Raw genomic sequence first — 18,314 nt, 5'->3', positions numbered from 1 at the left:
GGACAATCATGACGTTCAAGGCGCCGGATAGCCTCGCCGAGCAAATTGCTCACCACCTCGCCGAACGCATCATTCGCGGTGAAATGAAGCCCGGGGAGCGGATCCAGGAACAAAAGGTCACGCTGGCCCTCAATGTCAGTCGCGGCTCGGTTCGTGAGGCCTTGTTGATCCTCGAGCGTCGCCACCTGATCGCGATCCTGCCGCGACGGGGCGCGCACGTGACCGAGTTGACGGCGCACAAGGTTCAGAGCCTGTGCACATTGATGAGCGAGCTTTATATCCTGCTCGGCAATGCAGTAGCTGCCGGCTGGAAAGTCCAGGCCGACATGGCGCCGTTCGTGCAGATCCAGCAGCGCCTGACCGACAGTTTGGAGCGCCAGGACATCCGCACCTTTGTGGATGACAGCTTTAATGTGATGCGCGCTGCGTATCCGTTCGCCAATAACCCGTATTTGCAGGAAACCGTCGAAAATCTGCAGCCGGCCATGAGCCGTGCGTATTTTCTCGCCCTGGATCAGCGCAAGGCATCGATGAGCGAGTTCCTTGAGCTGTTCGAGCGCTTGCTCGCCGCCGTGCTGGCGCGTGACTTTGCGCAAATCCGTGAAGTGCTGACCGCCTATGGCCAACGCAGCTGCGATCTGGTGGTTTCCGCCCTGACGGACGCCTAAGCGTGCGGCTCAAGTGCATCAAGCTGGCGGGGTTCAAATCCTTCGTCGACCCGACCACGGTGAACTTCCCCAGTAACATGGCGGCGGTGGTCGGGCCCAATGGTTGCGGCAAGTCGAACATCATCGACGCCGTTCGTTGGGTGATGGGCGAGAGCTCGGCCAAGAACCTGCGCGGCGAGTCGATGACCGACGTCATCTTCAACGGCTCCACCAGCCGCAAGCCCGTGAGCCAGGCCAGCATCGAACTGGTGTTCGACAACTCTGACGGCACGCTGCTGGGCGAATACGCTGCCTATGCGGAAATTTCCATTCGCCGCAAAGTGACCCGCGACAGCCAGACCACCTATTACCTCAACGGCACCAAATGCCGTCGTCGCGACATCACCGACATCTTCCTCGGCACCGGCCTGGGGCCGCGCAGCTACTCGATTATCGAGCAGGGGATGATCTCCAAGCTGATCGAGTCCAAGCCTGAGGACCTGCGCAATTTTATTGAAGAAGCGGCGGGCATCTCCAAGTACAAGGAGCGCCGACGCGAGACCGAAAACCGCATTCGTCGCACCCACGAAAACCTCGAGCGCCTGACTGACCTGCGCGAAGAGCTGACGCGTCAACTCGAGCGCTTGCATCGCCAGGCCGAGTCGGCCAGGAAGTATCAGGAATACAAAGGCGAGGAGCGTCAGCTCAAGGCCCAACTGTCGGCCTTGCGCTGGCAGGCGTTGAACGATCAGGTCGGCCAGCGCGAGGCGATCATCGGCACCCAGGAAGTCACCTTCGAAGCCCTGGTCGCCGAGCAGCGCAACGCCGACGCGAGTATCGAACGCCTGCGTGACGGGCACCACGATCTGTCCGAGCGCTTCAATCTGGTGCAAGGGCGCTTCTATTCGGTCGGTGGCGATATTGCCCGGGTCGAACAGAGTATCCAGCACGGCCAGCAACGGTTGCGCCAACTGCAGGACGATCTCAAAGAAGCCGAACGCGCGCGCCTGGAAACCGAATCGCACCTGGGCCACGACCGCACGCTGCTGCTGACCCTCGGCGAAGAGCTGGACATGCTCACGCCAGAACAGGAAGTCACCAGCGCAGCCGCTGAAGAAGCCGCCGCCGCGCTGGAAGAATCCGAAACCACCATGCACGGCTGGCAGGAACAGTGGGACACGTTCAACCTGACGGCTGCCGAGCCCCGTCGCCAGGCCGAAGTTCAGCAGTCGCGCATCCAGCAGCTGGAAACCAGCATGGAGCGTCTGGCCGATCGTCAGAAGCGTCTCGGCGAAGAGCGTGCGTTGCTGTCGGCGGACCCGGAAGACGCCGCGATCATGGAACTCAGCGAGCAGTTGGCCGCCAGTGAAGCGACGCTGGAAGACTTGCAGGCCAGTGAAGAGGCCCAGGTCGAACGCCTCGAACAACTGCGCCAGGAATTACAGCTCGCGCTACAGAATCAGCAACAGGCACAGGGTGATCTGCAGCGTCTGAACGGACGCCTCGCATCCCTCGAGGCCCTGCAGCAAGCTGCGCTCGACCCTGGCACCGGCACCGCTGAATGGCTGCGTGAGCAACACCTGGCGGACCGTCCCCGTCTGGCCGAAGGCCTCAAGGTTGAAGCCGGTTGGGAGTTGGCGGTGGAAACCGTTCTGGGTGCCGACCTGCAAGCAGTGCTGGTGGATGATTTTGGTGATTACGACCTGGCCGGATTTGCCCAAGGAGATCTGCGCTTGCTCAGTCCGGCCAGTGACGGGCTGCGTGTTGCCGGCAGTTTGCTCGACAAGGTTGAGGCGCTGATCGATCTGTCGCCTTGGCTGGGGCAGGTCAAACCGGTCGACAACCTCGAACAGGCCCTGGCCCAGCGCAGTCAACTGAGCGCCGGCCAGAGCCTGATCAGTCGCGACGGTTACTGGGTCGGCCGGCACTTTCTGCGCGTGCGTCGGGCCAGTGAAGCGGAAAGCGGCGTGCTGGCTCGCGGTCAGGAAATCCAGCGCCTGAGCATTGAGCGTGAAGAGCGCGAAGCCACGGTCGAAACCCTGGAAACCCAGCTGCAAAATCTCAGGGCACAGCAGCGTCAGCAGGAGAACGGCCGCGAACATTTGCGTCGCCTGTTGCAAGACGAAGCGCGTCAGCAAGGCGAGCTGAAAGCCCAGTTGTCCGCCGGCAAAGCCAAGGTCGAGCAATTGACCCTGCGCCGCACACGGCTGGACGAAGAGCTCACCGAACTTGCAGAGCAACGTGCCCAGGAACACGAAAACATCGGCGAGGCGCGCCTGCAATTGCAAGAGGCCCTCGACAGCATGGCCCTCGACACCGAGCAACGCGAGCTGCTGATGGCCCAGCGCGACAGCCTGCGCGAACGGCTTGATCGCGTGCGGCAGGAAGCCCGCCAGCATAAGGATCATGCGCATCAGTTGGCGGTGCGACTTGGTTCGCTCAAGGCTCAGCACGATTCAACACGGCAAGCATTGGAACGACTGGAAATGCAGTCCGAACGCCTGACCGAAAAGCGCGAGCAATTGAGCCTCAATCTGGAGGAGGGCGAGGCACCGCTGGAAGAGCTGCGCCTCAAGCTCGAAGAGTTGCTCGACAAGCGCATGACCGTCGACGAAGAACTCAAGACCGCGCAGATCGCCCTGGAAGACGCCGACCGCGAATTGCGCGAGGCCGAAAAGCGCCGCACCCAGGCCGAACAACAATCCCAGCTGATTCGCAGTCAACTGGAAATGCAGCGCATGGAATGGCAAGCGCTGACGGTGCGTCGCAAGACCCTGCAGGATCAGTTGCTGGAAGATGGCTATGACCTGCACGGCGTGCTCGCCACGCTGACGGCAGAGGCCAACGAGAAAGACGCCGAAGAAGAACTCGAACGCATTGCTGCACGGATTCAGCGCCTGGGTGCGATCAACCTCGCGGCCATTGACGAATACACGCAGCAATCGGAGCGTAAGCATTATCTGGATGCGCAAAACGACGATCTGGTCGAAGCGCTCGACACCCTCGAGAACGTGATTCGCAAGATCGACAAGGAAACCCGTAACCGCTTCAAAGATACCTTTGATCAGATCAATGGCGGTTTACAGGCACTTTTTCCAAAAGTTTTCGGTGGCGGACGCGCGTATTTGGAACTGACGGGCGAAGATCTACTCGATACAGGGGTAACGATCATGGCGCAGCCGCCAGGAAAGAAGAACAGCACCATCCATTTGCTCTCCGGTGGCGAAAAAGCCCTGACCGCATTGGCCCTGGTTTTTGCGATCTTCAAGCTCAATCCTGCGCCGTTCTGCATGCTCGATGAAGTGGATGCGCCTTTGGATGACGCGAACGTTGGACGCTATGCACGGCTGGTCAAAGAGATGTCCCAGACAGTGCAGTTCATCTACATCACCCACAACAAGATCGCCATGGAAATGGCCGATCAACTGATGGGGGTGACGATGCACGAACCGGGCTGTTCGCGACTGGTGGCGGTGGATGTCGAGGAGGCGATGGCGTTGGTGGACGCCTAGCAGCGTAGCCACAAGCGGCAAGCTTTGAGCGGTCAGTGACGAGCTTGCGGCACCTGGCGTGGAGCTTGTAGCAGCGAAGCCCTGTAAAGTTGCCTTTGGTCGTGCTAGTTTAATATCAATTTTTCGTATGCGTGGGCAAAACGCCTGTCAGAACATAGAGTTGGCGCCACGTTTTAAAGCGGTTTGCGAGTTGTAAACCCCTTATTTTTCAGCATTTTTTATAGAGGCACGGGATTACATGGAAATCGGTCTGCGCGAGTGGCTGATCGTCATCGGCATTATTGTCATTGCCGGTATTCTTTTCGATGGCTGGCGCCGTATGCGCGGCGGCAAGGGGAAACTGAAGTTTCGTCTTGATCGAAACCTGTCCAATTTGCCGGACGAGGACACCAGCGCCGAGCTGTTGGGCCCGCCCCGCGTTCTGGATACCCATAAGGAACCGCAACTGGACGAGCATGACCTGCCGTCGGTGAGCATGCCTGCCCGTGAAGCCCGTGAATCGGGTTCCAAGCGTGGCAAGCGGGGTCACGGCGAGCCCTCTCAGGGCGACCTGAACCTTAACCTGGACCTTGATGGCGGACCGAGCTTCAGCAGCCGTGACGATGATTTCCCGGATGACACCAAGCCGTCCAGTTCGGCCGTGGAGCGGGATCAGCCGCAAGCTGAAGAAGTATTGGTGATCAGTGTGATCTGCCGCGATGCCGCTGGCTTCAAAGGGCCGGCGCTGTTGCAGAACATTCTGGAAAGCGGCCTGCGTTTTGGCGAAATGGACATTTTCCACCGTCACGAAAGCATGGCCGGCAACGGCGAAGTCCTGTTCTCGATGGCCAACGCCGTCAAGCCAGGCATCTTCGACCTGGACGACATCGATCATTTCAGCACGCCGGCTGTGAGCTTCTTCCTCGGCCTGCCAGGTCCTCGTCATCCCAAGCAAGCCTTTGACGTGATGGTGGCAGCAGCTCGCAAGCTGTCCCAGGAGTTGAATGGTGAACTGAAGGACGACCAGCGCAGCGTGCTGACCGCCCAGACGATCGAGCATTACCGTCAGCGCATCGTTGAATTCGAACGTCGTGCCCTGACCCAGAAGCGATAAAGGCAAAAGATCGCAGCCTCTTTTCACTCGACAGCTCCTACAGCGATCGCGATGTTCTGTAGGCGCTGAGTAGGAGCTGTCGAGTGAAACGAGGCTGCGATCTTTTGATCTTAACGAGATAGAACAGGAGCAGCCTCGGCTGCTTTTTTGCTTTATGAGAGAACACCCATGACCGCCGCCAAAAACCGCATTCAAGCGCTGCGCGCTGAGCTGGATCAGCACAACTATCGCTATCACGTGCTGGACGAGCCGAGCATTCCGGACGCCGAGTACGATCGGTTGTTCCATGAGCTCAAGGCCCTCGAAGCGGCCCATCCCGAATTGATCACCAGCGACTCGCCCACGCAGCGAGTGGGCAGCGCGGCGCTGTCGGCGTTCACTCAGGTGCGCCACGAAGTGCCGATGCTCAGTCTCGGTAACGCCTTCGAAGAAAACGACATGCGTGAATTCGATCGCCGGGTCACTGAAGGACTGGACCTGCCGGTCGGCGACCTCTTGGGTGGCGGGGCGGCGGTGGAGTACAGCTGCGAACCCAAGCTCGATGGCCTGGCGGTCAGTCTTTTGTATCAGGACGGCGTGCTGGTGCGCGGTGCTACGCGAGGCGATGGCACCACCGGTGAAGACATCAGCGTCAACGTGCGCACTGTGCGCAATATCCCGCTCAAGCTGCAGGGCACCGGCTGGCCCGCCACCCTGGAAGTGCGCGGCGAAGTCTTCATGTCCAAGGCCGGTTTCGAGCGGCTCAATGCCACGCAACTGGAAGTTGGCGGCAAGACCTTTGCCAACCCGCGTAACGCTGCGGCCGGCAGTTTGCGGCAGCTCGATTCAAAGATCACCGCCAACCGTCCACTGGAATTTTGCTGCTACGGCATCGGCCAGGTGTCGGCGGACATCGCCGACACCCACATCGGCAACTTGAAGCAGCTTCAGGCGTGGGGCATGCCGATCAGTCGTGAGCTGAAACTCGCCCATGGCATCGATGAGTGCCTGGATTACTACCGCGACATCGGTGAGCGCCGCAACGATCTGGCCTATGAAATCGATGGCGTGGTGTTCAAGGTCAACAGCATTGCTTCACAGCGTGAACTGGGTTTCCGCGCGCGCGAACCGCGCTGGGCAATTGCCCATAAATTCCCGGCGATGGAAGAGCTCACCGAGTTGCTCGACGTGGAATTCCAGGTCGGTCGCACTGGCGCGGTCACGCCCGTGGCGCGCTTGAAACCGGTCAAGGTGGCTGGCGTCACTGTGGCCAACGCCACCCTGCATAACATGGATGAAGTGGCGCGCCTGGGCTTGATGATTGGCGACACGGTGATCATCCGCCGTGCCGGTGATGTGATCCCGCAAGTGGTGCAAGTGGTCCTTGAGCGTCGCCCTGACGATGCGCGGCCGGTGCACATTCCGCAGCAGTGCCCGGTCTGCGGCTCCCACGTCGAGCGCACGCAACTGGTCAAACGCAGCAAGGGTCGTGAGACCGTCAGTGAAGGCGCGGTGTATCGCTGTGTCGGTCGCCTGGCCTGCGGTGCGCAACTCAAGCAGGCGATTATCCATTTCGTCTCCCGTCGTGCTTTGGACATTGAGGGGCTGGGCGACAAGAGTGTCGAGCAACTGGTGGATGAAGGCCTGGTGAATTCGCCCGCTGACCTGTACGCCCTGACGTTTGAACAAGTCGTCGACCTCGAAGGCTTCGCCGAGCTGTCCAGTAAAAAACTGCTCAGCGCCATCGAGGACAGCAAGAAACCGAGCCTGGCGCGCTTTATCTACGCTCTCGGAATTCCCGATGTCGGCGAGGAGACGGCCAAGGTCCTGGCGCGTTCTCTCGGCTCGCTGGAGCGTGTGCAGCAGGCCTTGCCGCAAGTACTCACCTACTTGCCGGATGTCGGCCTGGAAGTGGCTCATGAGATTCATAGCTTCTTCGAAGACACGCACAACCAGCAGGTGATCGCTGATCTGCTTAAACACGGCATGCAGATTCAGGATCAAGGTGAGCTGGGCGCCGAGTTCGCCGCCAGCACCACCCTGGGTGGTTTCCTCGACAAACTGCACATTCCTTCGGTGGGCCCGGGTGGTGCACAGAAGCTGGCAGACAAGTTTGGTTCACTGGAAGCGGTGATGAGCGCCGACTGGCTGGACATGCGCCAGACGCTGCCGGAGAAACAGGCGAATTCGGTTCGGGAGTTTTTTGCAGTCGCTGAGAATCGACAGATCGCTGAAGCTGCCGAGAAGCAACTGCGCGATTTCGGCATGCACTGGCAGAGCGAGAAGAAAGTGGTCGAAGGCTTGCCGCTGGCAGGGCAAACCTGGGTGCTGACCGGCTCGCTCGAGTTGATGAGTCGCGATGTGGCCAAGGACAAGCTGGAAAGCCTGGGCGCCAAGGTGGCAGGTTCGGTGTCGGCCAAGACTCATTGCGTGGTGGCAGGTCCGGGTGCCGGTTCGAAGTTGGCCAAGGCAAATGAGTTGGGGTTGAAGGTGCTGGATGAAGAGGCGTTTGTCGCGTATCTGAAAGATCACGGCATTTCTGTCGGGGATTGAAAACGTAAGATCAAAAGATCGCAGCCTGCGGCAGCTCCTTGTATCTCGACTATCGCTCCATCAGGAGCGATAGTTCTCGACTGATCATCGAGGGAGGGATCTGGAAGCCGTGCAGCTCCTTAGGCTTCTTGCCTGTGACGTAGATTGTGCTCCAACCCTCCACACTCACTCGTACAGTTCGAACGGTATCTTGGGCCCGTCTCTGGCGAGAGCCCGCATTCACAAGGTTGGACAGAGTGCAGTGATGATCGAAATTGATCTAATTGGGGAGACGGTAATGTCCAGTTTCGTCGGCGTCGATGTCGCAAAAAACACCTTTGATATCGCTACACATTCGCCAAACGGCAAGCACAAAACCAAGGCCAAACTGGCTAACGAAACCAAGGGTTTCAAAGAGTTTGAAGCCTGGTTACATAAGCAAGTCGAGCCTTCTGCCCTGATCGTGATGGAAGCCACCAGCGTCTATCACTTGGAGCTCGCTGAGTTCGTCTACAACAAGGGCTACAGGGTTTGCGTAGTCAATCCAGCCACGACCAATGCGTATGCAAAAAGCGAATTGCGTCGGATCAAAACCGATAAAAGCGATGCAAAGCTGATTGCCGACTTCGCCAAAGAAAAACATGAAAAGCTGCAGCTCTGGGCACCGGAGCCGCTGAAGTATCGCCAGTTGAAAGCCATGGTGCGCCGCCTGGATGACCTTCAGGAAATGGAGAAAATGGAGCTCAACCGTCTCGATGTGTCTGATGAGAAGGTCAAAAATTCGATCAATTCCGTGCTACGTCACATCGAAAAAGAGATCGCTGAAACGCATAAGGCGATCAAAAAACACATCGATGATGACCCGGACATGCGCCAGATGCGCGACTTGATCGTGACCATCGACGGTATCGGGCAGAAAACACTTGAGCGGCTGCTGGCCGAGCTGGGTGACTTGCGCAAATATGCCAATCCTCGCCAACTGGTCGCAGCTGCCGGGTTGAACCCCAAGCTGCAGGACTCGGGGCTGCTCAAAGGCCGCACCGTGATCTCGAAGATTGGCTCCGCACGCGTGCGGGCAGGCCTTTACATGCCCGGATTAGTCGCACTGAAGCATAACAAGGCGATCATGGACATGAAGGATCGCTTGAAGGCCAACGGCAAGGCCCCCAAGCAGATCATCTGTGCCGCGATGCGCAAACTGCTGCATTTCGTTTACGGCGTGCTCAAGTCGGGCCAACCATATGACCCGAAACTTGCGCTTGCTCAGTGAGATTCAAGACGGTATCTACAGGGATGTGTATGCAATTCGTTGGAAGGTGCGATTCCGCTTTTGTAGGAGCTGCCGCAGGCTGCGATCTTTTGATTGCACCACGCATGGCGTTGGAACCATCTTCTCGCGGCAATGATCTAGTCTTGGCAAGCCCCAGGGAGAGATCGCCATGTACCGCTTCTTCGAACAACTTAGCTCACGCATCGCCGCGCCTTTCATCAGTGAAAGTTCGCGCAACAGCAAGGTGTGGCAATGTCGCTGCGGGCAGGCGCTGTTCTTTCGCAACAGCCAGTGCCTGGCGTGTTCGGCAATGCTCGGGTATCAGCCGGAGAAAAGCCGGTTATCGTCGTTGCAACCAGGGCCGCAAGTCGATACCTGGGTCCTCGACGCCGAGCCCGACGCGGGGCTGTTCCGTCGCTGTGCCAACCTCGATTCCCCGGCCGCCTGTAACTGGTTGCTGGCGGCGGATGACCACAATGCGTTGTGCATCGCCTGCAGCCTGAACCACACCATCCCCGATCTCTCCATTCCCGAGAACCCTGAGCGCTGGCGCAAGGTCGAGACGGCCAAGCGTCGTCTGGTCGCTCAACTGGTCAGCCTCGGTTTGCAGGTGATTCCCAAGACCGTCGACGAAGAGACCGGACTGGCTTTCGATTTCATCGGCGTCGATCTCGAAGGCACGCCACCCACTACCGGTCACGCCAACGGTCTGATCACCCTGGACATCAAGGAAGCCGACGATGTCCACCGCGAGAAAATCCGCGTACAGATGCACGAGCCATATCGCACGCTGCTCGGGCATTTTCGTCATGAGGTCGGGCATTACTACTGGGACCGCTTGATCGCCAACAGCCACTGGCTGGAACCTTTCAGAAGCCTGTTCGGTGATGAGCGTCAGAGCTATGCCGATGCGCTGGAGCGCCATTACCAGCAAGGTGCGCCGCTGGACTGGCAGCAACATGCCGTCAGTGCCTATGCCACCATGCATCCGTGGGAAGACTGGGCCGAGACCTGGGCTCACTACCTGCACATGATGGACGCGGTGGACACCGCCCTCGGGTTTGGCATGAGCGCCCGGGAAATGGATTTCGACTACCAGCCGTTTCCCCCCGAAACCTTGTATGACCCACAGCACCCCGGTGGCGCCGCGTTCCTGTCGTTCGTGAACGCGTGGATCGAGCTTGCGGGCATGCTCAACGAGTTGTCGAGCAGCATGGGTCAGCCGGATTTCTATCCGTTCGTCCTGCCGCCAGCAGTGATCGCCAAGCTGCACTTCATACACCTGGTGATTCAGGAAGAGGGCGGCAAAGCGGATGAGGTGGTGCAGGTTCTGTAGCCACTACAGGCCCGAAGCAAAACATCAATCCTTGTAGCACCACCGATCCTTGTAGCAGCTGGCGAAGCCTGCGTTCGGCTGCGCAGCGGTCGTAAAACCATACACTGCGGTGTAACAGGAGAACCGTGTTTACCGGATTTACGACTGCTGCGCAGCCGGACGCAGGCTTCGCCAGCTGCTACAGGTGTTCTGTGTGCCGGGTGTTGCGTTAACCGAATGTCAAACATTTTGGCAATGGCGCATGTCATTGACCGGCCTCATATTTTTTAATCTGCTCGAACGGTTGTAACTTCGTCTCAGATAGGTACAATGGCGCGGCTCGCCGTCAGGTGAGCGTCGTTATGGTGACCCCATCGGTCCCCCCGCAACGATTACCCGTGAACCTGGTCAGATCCGGAAGGAAGCAGCCACAGCGGGAACATTGTGTGCCGGGGTGTGGCTGGTGGGGTTGCCTCCATAACGCCCCGCGAGAGTCATCTCGCGTTATCTGAAAAAAATACTTTTATGCTGTGTCTGCCATGGGTGTTGTCCAGGCGGCCTTTTGCTGTGTCCGGGTTTTGACTTCAGGGCTAAGGCTGGCCGATGTACAGGCGGATGATGTCGTCGATCTCCCCAGACATTTTCATCCGCACCAACGTACGCAGAATTCGTTGCACAGGCACCTTGGGGTCGTTGCGCACGTAGCAACCCACGCGCTGCTCCTGCAGCAATGCCACGCTTTGCAGGTGCCGCTCAGGCAGCAGGCGCTGGTTGAACCAGTCCAGTGCCCACTGATTACTCACCGCGTAGCGATAGCGACCCGCCATGAGCTTTTCCAGCACTTGTTCCTGATTGCGTGCGTCTTCGCGCTGCAATTTATCCGCGTCGAACAACGGTTGCAGGGTGGGGTAGGTGTAGCTGCGGACGGTGCCGATGGATTGCCGTGGCAGATCTGCCGGAATCACCCCGGTCAGCGGGTCTGGCCGGCTGATCAGCACGTCAGGCTGAACCCAGAGCGGGATGCTCCAGATGTAATCGCCGGACTGGTTCGGCAGCCAGGACTGCGCAGCATAGCAGCGCACGTCGACCTCACCGTGCTCCATGGCGCTCTGCACCCGCGCCCGGGGCAATACATGAAATTCGGCAGGGACACCCACTTGGGTCGCCAGGCTCAACATCACGTCGTACAAAATGCCCTGCGTCGGTCGCCCTGATTCGAATTGCACCATCGGCATGCTCCAGCTATCGGGCACCACGAAGCGCAATGGCGCTTCTGCAGCTACGCCACTCAAACTGATCAAGCACAATGCCCCCAAGGCACACCGCATAAACGCTCCGGTACGGCTGAATCCCGAGCCTTTGAAAGCTCCCTGAATGCATCTTAGCCAGATTAGACGAGCACACCGGATGCAATTTTAGCCTTGCTCCGCTAGCATTAGCCGCTTCTGCTTCCCAGTGGCGACGGTTTTCGATGAGTTATCAGGTTCTTGCACGTAAATGGCGTCCGCGCTCGTTCCGCGAAATGGTCGGCCAGACCCATGTGCTCAAGGCTCTGATCAATGCCTTGGACAGCCAGCGGCTGCACCACGCCTACCTGTTTACCGGTACGCGCGGCGTCGGCAAGACCACCATCGCGCGGATCATCGCCAAATGCCTGAACTGTGAAACAGGCATCACCTCGACGCCGTGCGGCGAGTGTTCGGTGTGCCGCGAGATCGACGAAGGTCGCTTCGTCGACCTGATCGAGATCGACGCCGCGAGCCGGACCAAGGTCGAGGACACCCGCGAGCTGCTCGACAACGTGCAATACGCGCCAAGCCGTGGGCGCTTCAAGGTCTACCTGATCGACGAAGTGCACATGCTCTCCAGCCATTCCTTCAATGCGCTGCTGAAGACCCTTGAAGAGCCGCCGCCCTACGTCAAGTTCATCCTGGCGACCACCGACCCGCAGAAACTTCCTGCAACGATTCTGTCGCGGTGCCTGCAGTTCTCCCTGAAAAACATGACACCGGAACGTGTGGTCGAGCATTTGACCCACGTACTGGGCGTCGAGAACGTGCCGTTTGAAGACGACGCCCTGTGGTTGCTGGGTCGCGCCGCCGACGGTTCGATGCGCGATGCCATGAGCCTGACCGATCAGGCCATTGCCTTCGGTGAAGGCAAGGTCATGGCGGCGGATGTGCGGGCAATGCTCGGCACTCTCGACCACGGTCAGGTCTTCGACGTTCTGCATTCGCTGATCGAAGGCGATGCCAAGGCGTTACTCGAAGCCGTCCGTCACCTGGCCGAGCAAGGTCCGGACTGGAATGGCGTGCTCTCGGAAATTCTCAACGTGCTGCACCGTGTCGCGATTGCCCAGGCCTTGCCTGAGGGTGTCGACAACGGTCACGGCGACCGCGACCGGGTGCTGGCCCTGGCCCAGGCCTTGCCGGCTGAAGACGTGCAGTTCTACTACCAGATGGGCCTGATCGGTCGTCGCGATCTACCGCTGGCGCCGGACCCTCGTGGCGGCTTCGAAATGGTCCTGCTGCGAATGCTCGCCTTCCGGCCGGCGGACACGGCGGACGCCCCGAGGCAACCGCTAAAGCCAGTGGGGATCAGCCAGGCCACAGTTGATTCCGCAAATTCAGTGGCTGCCGCGCCGGTTGTTGCGCCGGTAGTCGCTACGGCAGTTGCACCGGTCATCCCGGCGCCTGTTGCTGCGCCAGTGCCCGTTCCTCAGCCCGTTGCGCCCGTCGTCGAGCCTGAGCCGGTGGTCGAGCCTGTAGCGGTCGAACCGGTCGTCGACCTGCCCTGGAATGACCCGGTCGAACCTGAAGTCATTCAGCAGCCCGCTGTCGAGCCCATGCTGGATACTGCCAGCGAGCAGCCCGAACTGCCGCCGATGCCCCTGCCGACGCCCGACAGCGTTGTGCCGGACGCGCCTGAATGGGCGGCTGCACCGATTCCTGAGCCCACCGTGGCGCAAGTCGATGCTGCCACGCCGGGCGTGGACCTCGATGACGAGCCGCCACTGGACGAAGACTACATCGAGCCGGACATCGATTCGGCCTACAGCTACCTCGACGAACTGGCCAGCGAACATGCCGCCGAGCCTGCACCGGAGCCCGAGCCAGAACCGGCGGCCATGCCGGCCACCGGCCTGGCCCTGCAATGGCTTGAGCTGTTCCCGAAATTGCCGATCTCCGGCATGACGGGCAGCATCGCCGCCAACTGCACGTTGATTTCGATCGAGGGCGACCACTGGCTGATGCACCTGGACCCGGCCCACAGCGCCTTGTTCAACGCGACCCAGCAGCGCCGTCTCAACGATGCATTGAACCAGTACCACGGGCGTACGCTGTCCCTGAGCATGGAATTGATCAAGCCTGAGCAGGAAACCCCTGCTCAGGCTGCGTCCCGGCGCCGGGTCAACCGTCAGCGCGAGGCGGAGGAGTCGATCCACGGTGATCCGTTCATCCAGCAAATGATGCAGCAGTTCGGTGCGGTCATCCGTAACGATACTATTGAACCTGTCGAAGCCCTGGTCAGTCAGGGCTAATAACTGAAGGTGTTCGGCCGCAAGCGTCGGGCGCCGTTTTTATCCAAGTACTTTTGAGGTGATTCCCATGATGAAAGGTGGCATGGCCGGCCTGATGAAGCAGGCGCAGCAGATGCAGGAAAAAATGGCCAAGATGCAGGAAGAGCTGGCCAACGCCGAAGTCACCGGCAAAGCCGGTGGCGATATGGTCACCGTGGTCATGACCGGTCGTCACGACGTGAAGCGCGTGACCATCGACCCAAGCATGGTTGAAGGCCTGAGCGAAGACGACCGGGAGATGCTGGAGGCTGTTTTCGCCGCCGCCGTCAACGACGCCGTCCGCAAGATCGAAGCCAATAGCCAGGACAAAATGTCCGGCGTGACCGCTGGCATGCAACTGCCGCCGGGAATGAAACTGCCATTCTGATTCGCCAAAACGCGTCAGATGGGCTACAAAAAAATGCCAGGCACCGCGCCTGGCATTTTTGTTTCTGCCTGATGAGATTCGGTGTCCATGACGCCGTAATCGCGAGCAGGCTCACTCCCACAGGTGACCGGGTTCCAATGTGGGAGTGAGCCTGCTCGCGATGAAGTCGACCCGGTCTCGGGCAGAAACATCGAACGCCACACCGCCACAACGGTCTGCTCCCTATACCCCCAAATTCACGATCAAGGAGACGCTCACATGCCAGACGCATTGACCCTCAACCAACGTATCGTCCTGGCGTCACGCCCGGTAGGCGCGCCGACGCCGGAGAATTTTCGCCTGGAGCGCGAGGCGTTGCCCGACCTGGCCGACGGTCAGCTGCTGCTCAAGACCCTCTACCTGTCGCTTGATCCTTACATGCGCGGACGCATGAGTGACGCGCCTTCCTACGCCGCTCCGGTCGAAATCGACGAGGTCATGACCGGTGGCGCTGTCAGCCGGGTCGAGCGCTCCCGCAATCCGAAATTCCATGAAGGTGATCTGGTGGTTGGCGCGACGGGCTGGCAAAGCCACAGCATCAGCGACGGGCGCAATGTCATTCCGGTGCCGTCCGGGCTGCCGAGTCCGTCGATGGCGCTGGGTGTGCTCGGCATGCCCGGAATGACTGCCTACATGGGCCTGATGGACATCGGCCAACCACAAGCCGGCGAGACGCTGGTGGTTGCCGCCGCGTCGGGTGCTGTCGGTTCCGTGGTCGGCCAGGTAGCGAAGATCAAAGGCTTGCGCGTGGTCGGTGTGGCCGGCGGCGCAGAGAAGTGCCGGTATGTGGTCGAAGAGCTGGGGTTCGACGCCTGCATCGACCACAAGGCCGAGAACTTCTCCCATGAGCTGGCCCTGGCGTGCCCCAAAGGCGTCGACATCTACTACGAAAACGTCGGTGGCAAAGTGTTCGATGCCGTGCTGCCGCTGCTGAATGCAAAGGCGCGGATACCTCTTTGCGGTCTGATTGCCGGCTACAACGCCCATGAAGCGCCCACTGGCCCGGATCGCCTGCCGCAGTTGCAGCGCACGCTGCTGACCAAGCGAGTGCGTATTCAGGGTTTCATCGTGTTTGACGACTACGGTGATCGCCAGCCGGAATTCGTAAGCGCCATGGCGCCGTGGGTCCGTGATGGGAAGGTGAAATTCCGCGAAGACGTGGTCGATGGCCTGGAAAACGCCCCCGAGGCGTTCATCGGCCTCCTGGAAGGACGCAACTTCGGCAAACTGGTCGTACGGGTTGCCCAAGACTGAGTAATTGACGCTAAAGAGAGGCGCGGGTATAAACCGCGTCTCGTTGATTTGTCGGACGTTTCCCCATGAGCTTCAGCCCTTTGATTCGCCAACTGATCGATGCCCTGCGAACGTTGCCGGGTGTGGGTCAGAAAACCGCCCAGCGCATGGCGTTGCAGTTGCTCGAGCGTGATCGCAGCGGCGGCTCGCGACTGGCCCTGGCCCTCAGCCAGGCCATGGAAGGGGTCGGTCACTGCCGGATGTGCCGCACGTTGACTGAAGAAGACTTGTGCCCGCAATGCGCCGACACCCGTCGTGACGACACCTTGCTCTGTGTGGTGGAAGGGCCGATGGATGTTTACGCGGTAGAACAGACCGGTTTCCGGGGGCGCTATTTCGTGCTCAAGGGCCACCTGTCGCCTCTCGATGGACTGGGGCCAGAGGCCATCGGGATTCCCCAGCTGCTGGCGCGCATCGAAGAGGCCGGCACATTTACCGAAGTCATCCTGGCCACCAACCCGACGGTGGAAGGTGAGGCCACGGCGCACTACATTGCCCAACTCCTCAGCAACAAGGGTCTGATCGCTTCGCGGATTGCCCACGGCGTGCCGTTGGGTGGGGAGCTGGAGCTGGTGGACGGCGGGACGCTGGCGCATTCGTTTGCCGGGCGTAAGCCGATCGCTTTGTAGTGCTTGTACTGACGCCATCGCTAGCAGGCTAGCTCCCACATAGGAATTAGGGTGCTCACAAAATCCCTGTGGGAGCTAGCCTGCTAGCGATGCAAACACCTCGGTCCATCTGAATCGCACATTCCTGTTGAAAACCAAGCAAGCGCTCGGTTAACTTCGCTGAACCTTCAGTGGAGTTCGCCGATGCCTGCCTTTCAGGAATACTTCGATCCCAGCCACCAATTGGTTCGTGACAGCGTCAGACGATTCGTCGAGCGTGAGATTCTCCCGGACATCGACCAATGGGAAGAAGCCGAAAGCTTTCCCCGGGAGCTCTACCTCAAGGCCGGTGCAGCCGGGATATTAGGGATCGGTTATCCCGAGTCGTTGGGCGGCTCCCATGAAGGCGATCTGTTCGCCAAAATCGCTGCCAGTGAAGAGTTGATGCGTTGCGGCTCCGGAGGATTGGTGGCGGGGCTCGGCTCGCTGGACATCGGTCTGCCGCCGATTCTCAAGTGGGCCAGGCCTGAAGTGCGTGATCGCGTGGTGCCGCAGGTGCTGACCGGGGAAAAGATCAGCGCCCTGGCCGTCACCGAGCCCAGCGGTGGCTCCGACGTCGCGAACCTGAAAACCCGCGCTGTCCGCGACGGCGATTTTTATCGGGTCAGCGGCAGTAAAACCTTTATCACCAGTGGCGTGCGCGCGGACTTTTATACCGTCGCGGTGCGCACGGGCGACCCCGGTTTCGGTGGTATCAGCCTGCTGCTGATCGAAAAAGGCACCCCCGGTTTCACGGTGGGTCGACAGCTCAAGAAAATGGGCTGGTGGGCGTCAGACACGGCCGAGCTGTTCTTCGACGATTGCCACATACCGGTAGGAAATTTGATCGGTGCCGAGAACATGGGCTTTGCCTGCATCATGGGCAATTTTCAAAGTGAGCGCCTTGCCTTGGCATTGATGGCCAACATGACCGCACAGCTAGCCCTGGAGGAGAGCCTGAAATGGGCCCGTCAGCGCGAGGCGTTCGGCAAACCCATCGGCAAATTCCAGGTGCTCAAGCACCGCCTCGCTGAAATGGCCACGGCACTGGAAGTCTCCCGGGAATTCACCTACCGCCAGGCGGCGAAAATGGCGGCGGGGAAGAGTGTGATCAAAGAAATTTCCATGGCCAAGAATTTCGCAACCGACACGGCGGATCGCATTACCAACGATGCGGTGCAGATTCTGGGGGGGATGGGGTACATGCGTGACAGTCTGGTGGAACGGTTGTATCGGGATAACCGGATTCTGTCGATCGGTGGGGGAACGCGGGAAGTGATGAACGAGATTATCAGTAAACAGATGGGGCTTTGAGGGGCATTTGTGGTGTTGCGGCTGACGCTATCGTCGGAATGCCGCCCAGAACAGGCTCACTCCTACATTGAATTGCTGTCGTACACGAAACCCGGTTACGACACGAATCAATTGTAGGAGTGAGCCTGCTCGCGATGAGGCCCTTGAGGCCGCCGCTTACTTATCCGTCAACGCAAACTGCGTCAGGCAAAAAGTGGGAATACCCATGTCTTCCAGGCGCTGCGATCCACCCAGCTCCGGCAGGTCAATAATCGCCGCCGCTTCATGCACCCGGGCGCCCATGCGACGAATCAGGTTCGTCGCTGCAATCAGGGTGCCGCCGGTGGCGATCAAGTCATCGAACATCACCACCGAATCGCCCTCGCACAGGCTGTCCGCGTGCACTTCCAGAAACGCTTCGCCGTACTCGGTCGCATAACCTTCGGCCAGCACGTCAGCAGGCAGTTTGCCTTGCTTGCGAAACAACACCAGCGGCTTGTTCAACTGATAGGCCAGTACCGAGCCAATCAGGAAGCCGCGCGCGTCCATCGCACCGATGTGCGTGAAATCGGCCTCGACATAACGGTGGGCGAAGCTGTCCATCACCAGGCGCAAGGCCGTCGGCGACTGAAACAGCGGGGTGATGTCACGAAAGATAACGCCCGGCTTCGGGAAGTCGATCACGGGGCGAATCAGGGATTTGATGTCGAAGGAGTCGAAGACCATCGTCGAGGTGTCCTGGCAGGC

General features: G+C 59.7%; 13 protein-coding genes and 1 other RNA gene. 12 read left to right on the top strand and 2 right to left on the bottom strand.

Features of this window, described 5'->3' with window-relative positions:
- Nucleotides 1–8 precede the first annotated feature (8 nt).
- The 7 genes from AC3ZVB_RS26795 (at nt 9) to ffs (ending at nt 10,817) form a co-directional block, all read left to right on the top strand.
- Complete coding sequence (locus AC3ZVB_RS26795) at nt 9–668, top strand: GntR family transcriptional regulator (protein ID WP_490148219.1); 660 nt, start codon at nt 9–11, stop codon at nt 666–668.
- Between the two features lie 2 nt (nt 669–670).
- The gene (gene smc, locus AC3ZVB_RS26790; protein ID WP_162440789.1) at nt 671–4,159 is read left to right on the top strand and encodes a chromosome segregation protein SMC; all 3,489 of its coding nucleotides are present in this window, start codon (nt 671–673) and stop codon (nt 4,157–4,159) included.
- 238 nt (nt 4,160–4,397) lie between these two features.
- On the top strand, nt 4,398–5,252 hold the full coding sequence (zipA, locus tag AC3ZVB_RS26785) for a cell division protein ZipA (RefSeq protein ID WP_162440788.1): 855 nt from the start codon (nt 4,398–4,400) through the stop codon (nt 5,250–5,252).
- A 168-nt stretch (nt 5,253–5,420) separates the two neighbouring features.
- On the top strand, nt 5,421–7,784 hold the full coding sequence (gene ligA / locus AC3ZVB_RS26780) for an NAD-dependent DNA ligase LigA (protein WP_490148218.1): 2,364 nt from the start codon (nt 5,421–5,423) through the stop codon (nt 7,782–7,784).
- Nucleotides 7,785–7,893: 109 nt separating this feature from the next.
- Nucleotides 7,894–9,033: an IS110 family RNA-guided transposase gene (locus tag AC3ZVB_RS26775; protein ID WP_490148217.1), complete on the top strand. Its 1,140-nt coding sequence runs from the start codon at nt 7,894–7,896 to the stop codon at nt 9,031–9,033.
- Between the two features lie 169 nt (nt 9,034–9,202).
- Nucleotides 9,203–10,369, top strand: a complete 1,167-nt coding sequence (locus tag AC3ZVB_RS26770; RefSeq protein ID WP_490148216.1) for a zinc-binding metallopeptidase family protein — start codon at nt 9,203–9,205, stop codon at nt 10,367–10,369.
- Between the two features lie 351 nt (nt 10,370–10,720).
- An RNA gene (gene ffs / locus AC3ZVB_RS26765) (signal recognition particle sRNA small type) lies at nt 10,721–10,817 on the top strand.
- A gap of 121 nt (nt 10,818–10,938) precedes the next feature.
- On the opposite strand, the gene AC3ZVB_RS26760 is transcribed toward ffs, so the two are convergent.
- Nucleotides 10,939–11,676 (bottom strand): substrate-binding periplasmic protein, encoded by a 738-nt coding sequence (locus tag AC3ZVB_RS26760; RefSeq protein ID WP_490148215.1) that lies wholly within the window; start codon nt 11,674–11,676, stop codon nt 10,939–10,941.
- 143 nt (nt 11,677–11,819) lie between these two features.
- On the opposite strand from AC3ZVB_RS26760, the gene dnaX reads away from it, so the two are divergent.
- The 5 genes from dnaX to AC3ZVB_RS26735 all read left to right on the top strand — a co-directional run bounded on the left by dnaX (nt 11,820) and on the right by AC3ZVB_RS26735 (nt 17,588).
- The gene (gene dnaX / locus AC3ZVB_RS26755) at nt 11,820–13,889 is read left to right on the top strand and encodes a DNA polymerase III subunit gamma/tau (RefSeq protein WP_490148214.1); all 2,070 of its coding nucleotides are present in this window, start codon (nt 11,820–11,822) and stop codon (nt 13,887–13,889) included.
- Between the two features lie 67 nt (nt 13,890–13,956).
- Nucleotides 13,957–14,295 (top strand): YbaB/EbfC family nucleoid-associated protein, encoded by a 339-nt coding sequence (locus tag AC3ZVB_RS26750; protein ID WP_162441061.1) that lies wholly within the window; start codon nt 13,957–13,959, stop codon nt 14,293–14,295.
- A 258-nt stretch (nt 14,296–14,553) separates the two neighbouring features.
- Nucleotides 14,554–15,588, top strand: coding sequence for an NADP-dependent oxidoreductase (locus tag AC3ZVB_RS26745; RefSeq protein WP_162441062.1), 1,035 nt, complete (start codon nt 14,554–14,556; stop codon nt 15,586–15,588).
- A 65-nt stretch (nt 15,589–15,653) separates the two neighbouring features.
- A complete protein-coding gene (gene recR / locus AC3ZVB_RS26740; protein WP_162441063.1) occupies nt 15,654–16,256 on the top strand; it encodes a recombination mediator RecR in 603 nt (200 codons plus the stop codon).
- Nucleotides 16,257–16,439: 183 nt separating this feature from the next.
- Nucleotides 16,440–17,588, top strand: coding sequence for an acyl-CoA dehydrogenase family protein (locus AC3ZVB_RS26735; protein ID WP_490148213.1), 1,149 nt, complete (start codon nt 16,440–16,442; stop codon nt 17,586–17,588).
- Between the two features lie 156 nt (nt 17,589–17,744).
- On the opposite strand, the gene AC3ZVB_RS26730 is transcribed toward AC3ZVB_RS26735, so the two are convergent.
- Nucleotides 17,745–18,293, bottom strand: a complete 549-nt coding sequence (locus AC3ZVB_RS26730) for an adenine phosphoribosyltransferase (RefSeq protein WP_490148212.1) — start codon at nt 18,291–18,293, stop codon at nt 17,745–17,747.
- Between the last annotated feature and the right edge of the window lie 21 nt (nt 18,294–18,314).

The organism is Pseudomonas sp. MDV22-iso1, from assembly GCF_058145095.1.
This window is presented reverse-complemented; position numbering and strand designations above follow the sequence as displayed.